Source organism: Gloeobacter violaceus PCC 7421, assembly GCF_000011385.1.
GTDB classification, from domain to species: domain Bacteria; phylum Cyanobacteriota; class Cyanobacteriia; order Gloeobacterales; family Gloeobacteraceae; genus Gloeobacter; species Gloeobacter violaceus.
Map to the genome: position 1 here is coordinate 1,566,915 of NC_005125.1, position 12,323 is coordinate 1,579,237.

A 12,323-nucleotide genomic window follows, 5' to 3' on the forward strand; every position below is an offset into this window, starting at 1 on the left:
CGGAGGGGGTCACTTTTGATTGCTCTGGGCGGATCGATCTGGGGGAGTTTGGCTGGCAGCCAGGTGCTTGCGCTCAGCCACCCGCAGAATTTGAGCCGCCAGCATCGCCGCCCCAAAACCGTTGTCAATGTTGACCACCCCGATACCGGGAGCACAACTATTGAGCATCGCCAATAAAGCTGCCAGCCCGCCAAAGTGGGCACCGTAACCGACGCTGGTTGGAACGGCAATCACCGGAACTCGTGCCAGTCCGCCGACCACGCTGGCGAGCGCCCCTTCCATCCCCGCGACCACAACGAGCACATCCGCCTGTTCCAGAGCCGACAGATTGCTTAGCAGCCGGTGAATACCCGCCACCCCTACATCCCAAAGCCGCAGCACTTCAGCGCCGCACAGCTCGGCTGTCACCGCCGCCTCATCCGCCACAGGCAAATCGGCAGTACCGGCGCTCACTACCCCTACACATCCGGCTATTTGGTTGGGCGGCAACCGAGGGTTGAATACTGCACAAATGCGCGCCTGCGAGTAATACCGGACCTCGGGCAGCCGCCCGCGCACCTGCTCAAAAGTCGCCGGGTCGATCCGCGTCGCCATCGCCACCGAGTTGTGTTCCGACAGACGCGCCAGGATAGCGGCAATTTGCTCAAAAGTCTTGCCCGGTCCCCAGACCACCTCTGGAAAGCCCGTGCGCAGGGCGCGGTGGTGGTCGAGCTTTGCAAAATCGAGGGACTCTACTTGAAATGTACGCAGTTTCTCTAAAGCCTCGGTTACTTGCAGATTTCCATCCGCCACGCTTTGCAACAGTTGTTTGAGCAGTTCGGCGTTCATAATTTCAACCCAAAACAAAAGCCCCAATCTCTAGACTGGGGCCTCTTTGATTATTTCCCTGGCACCGGGCTATTTTCCCAGGAAGCTGCCCTCCAAGTATCTTCGCTGCTGCAGCGTTTAACGTCCGAGTTCGGGATGGATCGGCGTGGTTCCACTGCGCCTGAGCACCAGGAAAACTTACAGCGTTGCATAAAAGCAACACCTTGAAAACTGCACAGTGACGTATTTCAACAAGTAACACCAACAAGTAAGTCAAGCCCTCGACCTATTAGTACTCCTCGGCTGCACACATTGCTGCGCTTCCACCTAGAGCCTATTAACGGGTAATCTTCCCGTGGTCTTACCCTTGCGGAGAGAGTGCTCATCTTGAGGTGGGCTTCCCACTTAGATGCTTTCAGCGGTTATCCACTCCCGACATAGCTACCCTGCGTTTACCGTTGGCACGATAACAGGTACACCAGCGGTCAGTCCCTCCCGGTCCTCTCGTACTAGGGAGAGCTCCTCTCAACACTCTTGCGCTTGTACCGGATATGGACCGAACTGTCTCACGACGTTCTGAACCCAGCTCACGTGCCGCTTTAATGGGCGAACAGCCCAACCCTTGGGACGTACTACCGCCCCAGGTTGCGACGAGCCGACATCGAGGTGCCAAACCTCCCCGTCGATGTGGACTCTTGGGGGAGATCAGCCTGTTATCCCTAGAGTAACTTTTATCCGTTGAGCGACGGCCCTTCCATGCAGAACCGTCGGATCACTAAGGCCGACTTTCGTCTCTGCTCGACTTGTAGGTCTCGCAGTCAAGCTCCCTTATGCCTTTACACTCTGCGGCTGATTTCCGACCAGCCTGAGGGAACCTTTGCGCGCCTCCGTTACCGTTTAGGAGGCGACCGCCCCAGTCAAACTCCCCACCTGAAACTGTCCCCGTAGGTTAGAATCCAGACCCTGTCAGAGCGGTATCTCACCGTTGCCTCCACACCCCCCGCAAGAGATGTATCACCGGCTCCCGCCTATCCTGCGCAGACAAAGCCCGAACCCAATTTCAAGCTAGAGTAAAGCTTCATAGGGTCTTTCTGTCCGGGTACAAGTAGTCCGTATCTTCACAGACAATCCTATTTCGCCGAGTCCCTCTTCGAGACAGCGCTCTGATCGTTACTCCTTTCGTGCAGGTCGGAACTTACCCGACAAGGAATTTCGCTACCTTAGGACCGTTATAGTTACGGCCGCCGTTCACCGGGGCTTAGGTCGCCAGCTTCGCTTTCGCTAACCGACTTCCGTAACCTTCCGGCACTGGGCAGGAGTCAGCCCCTATACGTCGCCTTGCGGCTTTGCAGAGACCTGTGTTTTTGGTAAACAGTCGCCAGAGCCATTTCACTGCGACCCCCTCGCGGGGGCACCCCTTCTTCCGAAGTTACGGGGCTATTTTGCCGAGTTCCTTAAAGAGGGTTATCTCGCGCTCCTTGGTATTCTCTACCTGCACACCTGTGTCGGTTTCGGGTACGGGTGCGTGCTTTCAATGTGGCAAAGCTTTTCTCGGCACTACTTTCGGCCAAACTGCTCCCGTAGGAGCTCCCCAATCCAGTAAGGGTATGGCCTATCCTCATGCGTCCCTTTGACACTCCAGCGACACAGCACAGGAATATACACCTGTTATCCATCGACTACGCCCTTCGGCTTCGCCTTAGGTCCCGGCTAACCCTCCGCGGACGAACCTTCCGGAGGAAACCTTGTGCTTTCGGAGCATTGGATTCTCACCAATGTTTGCGCTACTCAAGCCGACATTCTCACTTCCGCCTCGTCCACGCCTGCTTGTCGCTGACGCTTCATCCTACTGCGGAACGCTCCCCTACCATAAATCCACAACTTCGGTATGTAGCTTAGCCCCGTTCATTTTCGGCGCAGGATCGCTTGACCAGTGAGCTATTACGCACTCTTTCAAGGGTGGCTGCTTCTAGGCCAACCTCCTGGTTGTCTGTGCAATCCCACCTCCTTAATCACTGAGCTACAATTTGGGGACCTTAGTTGGTGGTCTGGGCTGTTTCCCTCTCGACCATGGAGCTTATCCCCCACAGTCTCACTGCCAGGCTATGTTGGACGGTATTCGGAGTTTGGCTCGATTTGGTACCGCTCTCGCAGCCCGCACCGAATCAGTGCTCTACCCCCGCCCATAAACACCTAACGCTGTGCCTAAACACATTTCGGGGAGAACCAGCTATCGCCTAGTTCGATTGGCATTTCACCCCTAACCACAGCTCATCCGCTGATTTTTCAACATCAGTCGGTTCGGACCTCCACTTGGTGTTACCCAAGCTTCATCCTGGCCATGGTTAGATCACCAGGCTTCGGGTCTACGACCAGTGACTAGCGCCCTATTCAGACTCGGTTTCCCTTTGGCTCCGCCATTTTCGGCTTAACCTGCCACTGACCGTAACTCGCCGGCTCATTCTTCAACAGGCACGCGGTCACACGTTAAATCGTGCTCCCACTGCTTGTAGGCATACGGTTTCATGTTCTATTTCACTCCCCTCCCGGGGTTCTTTTCACCTTTCCCTCGCGGTACTAATCGCTATCGGTCACAGACAGTATTTAGCCTTACGAGATGGTCCTCGCAGATTCACACGGGATTTCACGTGCCCCGTGCTACTCAGGATTCAGCCAGGGTTTGTTTGCTTTCGAGTACAGGACTATCACCTTCTTTGGTCGGGTTTTCCAACCCATTCGCCTAGCAAACGCACTCCAGATAGCTGTCCTACAACCCCGACAGGTCGTAACCCATCGGTTTGGGCTCTTCCCCGTTCGCTCGCCGCTACTGAGGGAATCGTTTTTACTTTATTTTCCTCAGGCTACTAAGATGTTTCAATTCGCCTGGTTCCCGTCCTTGCGGACGACACCCTGTTAAGGATGCCGGGTTTCCCCATTCGGACACCGACGGATCAAAGCATGCTTCCTGCTCCCCGTCGCGTTTCGCCGGTAGCCGCGTCCTTCATCGGCTGACTGTGCCTAGGTATCCACCGTACGCCCTGTGTAGCTTGACTTACACTTGGTCGATTACGTTGCATTCGTAGTCGACCCATTGGTGGTCTACTCGTTGTTACGTCACTATGCAGTTTTCAAGGTGCTGATTTCTCGCAGAGTCTCAACGTAGCACAATGCCATTTTGAGACGCAAGAGTTAGACATCGGCTCGGGTGGTGGAGGCAAGCGGGTTCGAACCGCTGACCTCCTGCGTGCAAAGCAGGCGCTCTACCAGCTGAGCTATGCCCCCAGAATTTGGATGTGGGCCATCCTGGACTCGAACCAGGGACCTCACCCTTATCAGGGGTGCGCTCTAACCACCTGAGCTAATAGCCCAAAATCCGCAGCCAACCGGCTGCTAAAACCCGAACCAGTGAATAGTTTGAAAGCCACAAACTCGTCGACCTAGGATACCGGACAACCTCGACCACATACACATCCGTAAGGTGGTTCAGGAGGTGCCGGGGGTCTCCCTAGAAAGGAGGTGATCCAGCCGCACCTTCCGGTACGGCTACCTTGTTACGACTTCACCCCAGTCACCGGCCCCGCCTTCGGCGGCTCCCTCCTTGCGGTTAGAATACCGACTTCGGGCATGACCAGCTTCCATGGTGTGACGGGCGGTGTGTACAAGGCCCGGGAACGTATTCACCGCAGTATGCTGACCTGCGATTACTAGCGATTCCGACTTCATGCAGGCGAGTTGCAGCCTGCAATCCGAACTGAGATTCGGTTTATGGGATTGGCTCCCCCTCGCGAGATTGCGACCCTTTATCCGAACCATTGTAGCACGTGTGTAGCCCAGGACGTAAGAGCCATGCTGACTTGACGTCATCCCCACCTTCCTCCGGTTTGTCACCGGCAGTCTCGCCAGAGTGCCCAACTGAATGATGGCAACTGACGACGAGGGTTGCGCTCGTTGCGGGACTTAACCCAACATCTCACGACACGAGCTGACGACAGCCATGCAGCACCTGTGTTCGCGTTCCCGAAGGCACTCCCACGTTTCCGCGAGATTCGCGACATGTCAAGCCCTGGTAAGGTTCTTCGCGTTGCATCGAATTAAACCACATGCTCCACCGCTTGTGCGGGCCCCCGTCAATTCCTTTGAGTTTCACACTTGCGTGCGTACTCCCCAGGCGGGACACTTAACGCGTTAGCTACGGCACTGCACGGGTCGATACGCGCAACACCTAGTGTCCATCGTTTACGGCCAGGACTACTGGGGTATCTAATCCCATTTGCTCCCCTGGCTTTCGTACCTCAGCGTCAGTTGCGGTCCAGCAAGGCGCTTTCGCCGCTGGTGTTCTTCCCGATATCTCCACATTTCACCGCTACACCGGGAATTCCCCTTGCCCCTACCGCACTCTAGCCAACCAGTTTCCAGGGCCTTTCCGCAGTTAGGCTGCGGGCTTTGACCCCAGACTTGGCTGGCCGCCTACGTACGCTTTACGCCCAATAATTCCGGATAACGCTTGCATCCTCCGTATTACCGCGGCTGCTGGCACGGAGTTAGCCGATGCTTATTCGTCAGGTACCGTCAGGTTTCGTCCCTGACAAAAGGGCTTTACGACCCACGGGCCTTCATCACCCACGCGGCGTTGCTCCGTCAGGCTTTCGCCCATTGCGGAAAATTCCCCACTGCTGCCTCCCGTAGGAGTCTGGGCCGTGTCTCAGTCCCAGTGTGGCTGATCATCCTCTCAGACCAGCTACTGATCGTAGCCTTGGTAGGCCATTACCCCACCAACTAGCTAATCAGACGCGGGCTCATCCTCAGGCGAAATTCATTTCACCTTGCGGCATATGGGGTATTAGCGGCCGTTTCCGGCCGTTATCCCCCTCCTGAGGGCAGATTCCCACGTGTTACTCACCCGTCCGCCACTCGATCCGAAGATCTCGTTCGACTTGCATGTGTTAAGCACGCCGCCAGCGTTCATCCTGAGCCAGGATCAAACTCTCCATTTTGGTTTGTTTGAGTTGGCTCCGGAGCATTGCTCCGGAAAAATGGTCCGTTCCGAAGAACTGACCGAGTTGTTCTACGAGCTTGCTTGCTTGGCTTCCAAACTATTCAGCTTTCAAGGTTCGGCGTCTTGCGGCTCGCTTGGGAGCGCGTTTCGACAATCACGACTATACCCAGGTTTATCCCGAGACGTCAACCCTTCTAGCAAAGTTTTTCTAGAAACCCATCGCCTTTGCTACCGCCGAAGCAGTGGGATCTGCTCCAGGAGCGATTTCCACGGCTGAGACGGCGATGGCCCGGTCCGGATCTTTGAGGCCATTGCCCGTGAGCACGCAGACCACCTGCCCACCGGCAGGCGCTTCGTGGCCGTACTTGAGCAGTCCTGCCACCGCGGCGGCACTAGCAGGTTCGCAGAAGATCCCTTCCTCGCAGGCGAGTATCCGGTACGCTTCGAGAATCTCCGGATCGCTCACCACCCGGATGGCCCCTGCGCTCGCGCGCACCGCGGCAAGGGCGCGCACGCCACTTGCCGGGTTGCCGATGCGGATGGCGGTGGCTACTGTCTCCGGATGGGCCACCGGTTCGACTTTGCCCCCCACCAGTGCTGCTGCACCGCTCGCCTCAAAACCCTGCAAAATCGGGCGCCCGGCAATCCGGCCGCGCTGGGCGTACTCGCAAAAACCCATCCAGTAGGCCGTAATATTGCCGGCGTTGCCGACTGGAATGCAAAGCCAGTCGGGGGCGGTGCCAAGTTGATCGCACACTTCGAAAGCGGCCGTTTTCTGGCCCTGCAATCGAAACGGATTGACCGAATTAACCAGGGTGATGGGGTAGTGTTCGGCTATCGTGCGCACAATCGCCAGCGCTTGGTCGAAGTTGCCGCGAATGGCGATCACTTCGGCACCGTAGACCAACGCCTGGGCGAGTTTACCCAGGGCGACGTAGCCTTCGGGAATGAGCACGTAGGCGCGCAGGCCTGCCCGGGCCGCGTAGGCGGCAGCGGCAGCGGAAGTATTGCCGGTACTCGCGCACAGCACCGCCTGCGCCCCGGCTTCTTTGGCCTTGGACACAGCTATCGTCATCCCACGATCTTTGAAGCTGCCGGTCGGGTTGAGGCCGTCGAATTTTGCCCAAACTCGCAAGCCGCGGCCAAGCCGACGGCCAATCGATTCGAGGGGAATCAAAGGCGTGTTGCCCTCCCGGAGCGTCACCACCGGCGTACGCTCGTCCACGGGCAAATATTCGCGGTAGTGCTCGATGAGTCCGGGCCAGTTTGCCCCGCTGCGCGGGAGGATAGCAGTCATAGCGTTTCAGCGAAAGACGCCCTTATTGTGCCCAATTTCAATGGGCCTGGGCTAGTGAATCGCCGGAGGCTCCCAGAGCACTGCGGGCATTGCGGCGCAAACCGCTTGCCTTGACGCGCCGGATGGCGCTCCCTTCGCTCCAGCGCTCGAATTCGGCGTCGCTAAGGTCGGCGAGTTGATCGAGAGTGATCTCATTCCAGGGATCACGCGGTGCAAAGTCGGCCACCTCGCTGTATCGGCCCCACCGCTCAGCGCGCAGGTTGAACGGACAGCAAGTCTGGCACAGGTCGCAACCCACCACCCAGCCGTGTTGGTGCTCGGCGATCGCTTCCGGTAACTCCGGAGCGCGATTCTCGATGGTGTGATAGGCCAGGCACTTGCGGGCGTCGACCACGGCGGGTTCGACAAGGGCCGCGGTCGGGCAGGCCGAAAGACAGCGCGTACAAGTGCCGCAGTAATTGGGGTGGGGATCGTTCGCTTCGAGGTCGAGGGTGGTGAGGATCTCGCCCAGGAAAACCCAGGAGCCGTACTCAAGGGTAATCAAACAGGCGTTCTTGCCGATCCAGCCGAGCCCGGCCGCCTCGGCCCAGGCTTTTTCCTGGACGGGGCCGGTGTCGACATAGGCGACGGCTCGGCAGCCGGGATCGCTTGCTTCTATCCAGCGGGCAAGCTCCTTGAGCGGCTTGCCGAGCACCTTGTGGTAATCGCGCCCGAGGGCGTAGCGCGAGATGCGCGCCTGGCCGGGAGCGGGCTCGCCCTGGGCAGTGTTGTAGCTGAGGGCCACGCAAATCACCGAGCGCACCCCAGGCAATACTTGCTGGATGTCTCGGCGGCGCGGGTCGTGCATCCAGCGCATCTCGCCGGCGTATCCGGCGGCGAGCCACCCGCCAAGCCGCTCCGCCGCTTCGCCGTCGAGCGCGTCGGCACGAGCAATTCCAACTTTGTGAAAGCCGAGAGCCCTGGCTCTCGATTTGATTTGCGCCGCCGTCGGTGCCATTGTGTGGGAGATCCGTTTGCCGCTATTTCTATTGTCGATGGACCCGGTCCGTGTTGCCATCCAGCGCCTTGCTCACTGCTTTGCGCTTCCTACCTGCGCCCATCCCGGCGACGCCGGGCTCGACCTGTTCGCCGCCCATGCAGTCCCCTTGAGTATCGCTCCCGGCCGCTTCACGCGCGTGCCCACGGGGATCGCTCTCGGTCTACCTGCAGGGTACATGGCCTTTGTCCAACCGCGCTCGGGCCTCGCGGCGCGCCACGGCATCAGCGTGCTCAATACCCCGGGCCTTATCGACTGCGGCTACCGCGGCGAGATTCAGGTATTGCTCATCAACCACGGCGAGGTTCCCGTCGTCGTCTCGCGTGGGGATCGCATCGCCCAACTGGTCGTGCTGCCGGTGCCGCAGGTGCAGTTTGTCGAAGTCAGCACACTCGAAAGCTCCGAACGTCAGACCGGGAGCTTCGGCAGCAGCGGCTACTAAGAGGCCACCCAAATAGAACGGCCTCTACGATGGTTGTAGAACGTTAAATATTGTGTGGTTTCGAAACAGATGTAAACCGATATTTTCATTAGGTATTACACCTTAACGTATAACCACGATTCCTGCAGAAAGGGGAGGCCGGAAATGGTGATGTCCCTGGTTAGAAACTCGAGTATTCGATTGGGCAGGCATGTGCAATGTCCGCGCTGCGGCTCGCTCGGTTGGTGGATGTTCGCAGGCGACATTTTACGGGGTGAGTGTACTGCCTGTGCCCGGCGCGTGTACGGCTCCAGCCGGGTACGCGGGCGGCTTTGGGAAATTTATGTTCCGGAGGAAGATTATTTTTTGTGCGCGCGCGGTTGCTGATCTAGAACGTTGCGGCGAAGCCTGCTATTCTCGTTGTGCCCGCGGGGCCTGGCTGGTGGAAATTTTTGAGCTGTTTCCACCGACGATTGGTGCCCTCTACACAGGCGAACAGCAGAGGTGCAGGGGTTTATGGGAATTTTCAACCGCATTCGGCGCGACATCGGCATCGACCTGGGGACGGCAAATACGTGCGTCTATATCGCTGGCCAGGGAGTGGTGCTCTCGGAGCCCTCGGTGGTCGCCTTCGACCGCGACAGCAAGAAGCTGCTCGCGGTCGGTGAAGAAGCGCGGCAGATGCTTGGGCGCACCCCCGGCAACATCACCGCCTCCAGACCTTTGCGCGATGGGGTGATCGCCGATTTTGACGCCACCGAGCTGATGCTGCAGCACTTTATTCGCAAAGTCGTGGGCAAGTCGCTGCTCGCCCCCCGCATGGTGATCGGCATCCCGAGCGGTGTGACCGGGGTCGAGCGCCGGGCGGTCATGGAAGCGGCCGTGCAGGCCGGGGCCAAAGAAGTCTTTCTGGTCGAGGAGCCGATCGCCGCCGCCATCGGGGCGGGGCTGCCGATCTCGGAGCCGGTGGGCAGCATGATCGTCGATATCGGCGGCGGCACCACCGAGGTGGCAATTATCTCGCTGCAGGGCAGCGTCATCTCCGAATCGGTGCGCGTGGCGGGCGACGAGATGAACGAGGCGATCGCCACCTATCTTAAAAAGCTCCACAACCTGGTGATCGGCGAGCGCACCGCCGAGATGATCAAGATACAAATCGGCTCTGCTTTCCCCCACAAGGGCGATGACGAGCAGAAACTGGAGGTGCGTGGGCTGCACATGCTCTCGGGTCTGCCGCGCACGATCTCGATTCATGCCACCGAGGTGCGCGAGAGCATGAGCGAGCCGCTCTCGGCCATCGTCGAGGCGGTCAAGCGCACCCTGGAGCAGGCGCCGCCGGAACTGGCCGCCGACATCTACGACCGGGGGATTGTGCTGGCCGGAGGCGGGGCGTTGCTCAAGGGCCTCGACGGCCTGATCAGCCACGAGACCGGGATCGCCGTGCACGTCGCCGAGGAACCGCTCAACTGCGTGGTGCTGGGAACCGGCAAGATCCTGGAGACCAATACCCTCAACCGCGTCTTCAGCGGCACCTTCTCGGGCAGCTAGCGCGCTTCTACGCCCGGCGTCCGAAGACCAACCCGAAGCCCAATAAACCGCCCAGCACCAGCAGGATGCTGCCGAGCCAAACCGCATGGCCGGTGGTATCCAGGGTGAAGGCAAGCGTTCCCGACAGCACCAGCGAGGCGGAGAGCAGCCCCGTCGAGATCCGCCTGCCGGCCTCCTGGAGACTCGATTGCACGGGTTCCCAGCCGTTCAGCTGGACGCGCAGCTGGAGAGTTTCTCCGGTCAAGCCCTGCAGCAGCAGGTCAAGACGGCGCGGGAACTTCAGGAGCAATTCGCGCAAATCGAGGGCGGAGCGCAGCGCCTCCTGCAGCGGTGCCGTGCCGAACAGCCGGCGGCGAAACAGCTCGGTAATCAAAGGCTTGACGGTCTCGACCATGTTGAAATCGGGATCGAGGGAGCGGGCCACCCCTTCGAGGTTGGCCAGGGCCTTGACGTAGAGCCCGATATTGCCCGGCAGGCGAATGCCGTTTTCGCGCAATACCCGCAGCATGTCGTAGAGCAGGGCGCCGAAGTTGATCTCCGCCAACGAACGGTTGTAGTACTGGCGCAGCAGGCGGTCGAATTCGCCCTGGAGCCGGGCGAAATTGACGTTGTCGACCGCCTGGCCCAGGTCCAGGGTGAGCTGGGCGAAGCGCTGGGGGTCTTCCTGAACGATGGCGAGCAATTGCTCGGTAAGCAGTTGCTGCGTGCGCGGATCGAGGGTGCCGACCATGCCGCAGTCGAGCAAGGCGAGACGCAGGGGCGCTCCGTCCGGCGGCTGCAGGCGAAAGAGGTTGCCGGGGTGCGGATCGGCGTGAAAAAAGCCGTCGACGTAAATCTGCTGAAAGAAAGTCCGCACCGTCAGATCCGCCAGTTCCGGGGCTTTTTCAGGTAGAGGCAGTCCCAGGATGGGCTTGCCTTCTATCCACTCGAGTACCAGAACCCGCTGGGTGGTGTGTTCCCAGTAGACGCTAGGCACAACCACCCGGTTGGAATCGAACCAGGGGCTGCCCTTCAGGCTCGCGCGCAGCGAATCGGTATTTTTGCCCTCGCGGGTAAAGTCGAGTTCTCCAAGAAGGCTGGCGGCGAATTCTTCGGCGAGGGCCTTCGCGTCGTAGTACTTGCCCCAGCTCGACTGGGAGGAGAACCAATCGGCCAGTCCTTTAAGTATGCGGATGTCGCTCTCGACGGTGCGTTCGATGCCGGGGCGCTGAACTTTGACTGCCACCACATCGCCGCTCATCAGACGCGCCCGGTAGGTCATGGCGAGAGAACCGGCGGCCACCGGTACCGGATTGAACTCCCGAAACACGCTCTCCATCGGGGTGGTTAACTCGGAACGCAATACCTGCTGTACCGCCTCCCAGGGTGCAGGGGGCACATCCGCCTGCAACTCGGACAGCTCTTTGATGTACTCGGGCGGCAGCAGGTCGGGTCGGGTGCTGAGCAGTTGGCCCAGCTTGATGAAGGTCGGCCCAAGGTCAATCAGGATCTCTTTGAAAACTTTGGGAAGGGGCAGGCGGGGTTCTTCGCCGGAACCGTCTTCTTTGTTTTGCAGGGCATTGGTCATGTAGCCCCAGCCATAGCGGGAAAAAATGCCCAAAATCTCGCGCTGGCGTGTCCAATCGGGTGCGAAGTTGGCAAGCATGGGCAAATAGCTTTGGGTGGGGACGCCTTCTATTGTCGATCGGGGCACGGTTAGATGGGTCCGCCTTTGAGCGGGAATATTGCTTTTCCAATCACAAAGGGCATCCTTTTGGATGCCCTTGTAAAGATGATCAGGTTTTAACTCAAGCTACCACCAGATGCGGTTGCCATTCTCGTCGCAGCGGGCCGCCCGGATCATATTGCTGATCTTGCTCGCATCGTGCACGTGGTGCAGAGCTATCTTGCGGCCGTCGGGCAGCGTCCAGTGAAAGTATTTGGGATGCACTTCCTTGTAGACCACTTTTTGGTCGACGTTGCCAGTCTTCTCAAGCAACGTCTGATCGTCGTGGTTGAAGTTTGCGTAGCCCTCATCCGGATCGCTCACTCCATCCCTACGCGACTGGCCGAGAGGACCAAAACGTTCCGACTTAACCATTGGAAAACCTCAGCTACTAAATGGACAAAACGTTTGCAAAAGAACTACGTCCTGTTGTTTTCATCATAGGTCCATAAACCCTCAGCGCTCTCCCCCCGGCGACCGAATTGAGATCGACAGCAGGGTATAGTTTTATGT

Annotated in this window: 7 protein-coding genes, 2 tRNA genes and 3 rRNA genes; 2 read left to right on the forward strand and 10 right to left on the reverse strand. The window is 58.9% G+C overall.

What is annotated here, in order from left to right:
• Positions 1-9: 9 nt before the first annotated feature.
• From larB to queG, 8 genes are all read right to left on the reverse strand, one after another.
• Positions 10-828, reverse strand: coding sequence for a nickel pincer cofactor biosynthesis protein LarB (gene larB, locus GLL_RS07600; RefSeq protein ID WP_011141462.1), 819 nt, complete (start codon positions 826-828; stop codon positions 10-12).
• Between the two features lie 56 nt (positions 829-884).
• Positions 885-1,000 (reverse strand): 5S ribosomal RNA (gene rrf, locus GLL_RS07605).
• A gap of 76 nt (positions 1,001-1,076) precedes the next feature.
• Positions 1,077-3,860 (reverse strand): 23S ribosomal RNA (locus GLL_RS07610).
• Positions 3,861-4,013: 153 nt separating this feature from the next.
• A tRNA-Ala gene (locus GLL_RS07615) sits at positions 4,014-4,089 on the reverse strand.
• Positions 4,090-4,101: 12 nt separating this feature from the next.
• Positions 4,102-4,175, reverse strand: a tRNA-Ile gene (locus GLL_RS07620).
• Positions 4,176-4,316: 141 nt separating this feature from the next.
• Positions 4,317-5,801: ribosomal RNA gene (locus tag GLL_RS07625) — 16S ribosomal RNA — on the reverse strand.
• The 16S, 23S and 5S rRNA genes sit together here with 2 tRNA genes alongside, the layout of an rRNA operon.
• A gap of 210 nt (positions 5,802-6,011) precedes the next feature.
• Entirely contained in the window at positions 6,012-7,100 is a 1,089-nt protein-coding gene (gene thrC / locus GLL_RS07630) for a threonine synthase (RefSeq protein WP_011141463.1), read from the reverse strand.
• Between the two features lie 37 nt (positions 7,101-7,137).
• Positions 7,138-8,097, reverse strand: a complete 960-nt coding sequence (gene queG, locus GLL_RS07635; RefSeq protein WP_011141464.1) for a tRNA epoxyqueuosine(34) reductase QueG — start codon at positions 8,095-8,097, stop codon at positions 7,138-7,140.
• 37 nt (positions 8,098-8,134) lie between these two features.
• On the opposite strand from queG, the gene dut reads away from it, so the two are divergent.
• Both dut and GLL_RS07645 read left to right on the forward strand, forming a co-directional pair.
• A complete protein-coding gene (gene dut / locus GLL_RS07640) occupies positions 8,135-8,578 on the forward strand; it encodes a dUTP diphosphatase (RefSeq protein ID WP_164928788.1) in 444 nt (147 codons plus the stop codon).
• A 495-nt stretch (positions 8,579-9,073) separates the two neighbouring features.
• The gene (locus tag GLL_RS07645; protein ID WP_011141467.1) at positions 9,074-10,105 is read left to right on the forward strand and encodes a rod shape-determining protein; all 1,032 of its coding nucleotides are present in this window, start codon (positions 9,074-9,076) and stop codon (positions 10,103-10,105) included.
• Between the two features lie 7 nt (positions 10,106-10,112).
• Here the strand turns inward: GLL_RS07645 and GLL_RS07650 are convergent, their stop codons facing one another.
• Positions 10,113-11,750, reverse strand: a complete 1,638-nt coding sequence (locus tag GLL_RS07650; RefSeq protein WP_011141468.1) for an ABC1 kinase family protein — start codon at positions 11,748-11,750, stop codon at positions 10,113-10,115.
• 147 nt (positions 11,751-11,897) lie between these two features.
• Positions 11,898-12,134, reverse strand: a complete 237-nt coding sequence (locus GLL_RS07655; RefSeq protein WP_164928407.1) for a hypothetical protein — start codon at positions 12,132-12,134, stop codon at positions 11,898-11,900.
• Positions 12,135-12,323 lie beyond the last annotated feature (189 nt).

Coding starts and splice junctions, on each gene's coding strand:
- GLL_RS07650 (WP_011141468.1), bottom strand. CDS start 11,750: ATGCTTGCCAACTTCGCACCCGATTGGACACGCCAGCGCGAGATTTTG.
- larB (WP_011141462.1), bottom strand. CDS start 828: ATGAACGCCGAACTGCTCAAACAACTGTTGCAAAGCGTGGCGGATGGA.
- GLL_RS07645 (WP_011141467.1), top strand. CDS start 9,074: ATGGGAATTTTCAACCGCATTCGGCGCGACATCGGCATCGACCTGGGG.
- thrC (WP_011141463.1), bottom strand. CDS start 7,100: ATGACTGCTATCCTCCCGCGCAGCGGGGCAAACTGGCCCGGACTCATC.
- dut (WP_164928788.1), top strand. CDS start 8,135: ATGGACCCGGTCCGTGTTGCCATCCAGCGCCTTGCTCACTGCTTTGCG.
- queG (WP_011141464.1), bottom strand. CDS start 8,097: ATGGCACCGACGGCGGCGCAAATCAAATCGAGAGCCAGGGCTCTCGGC.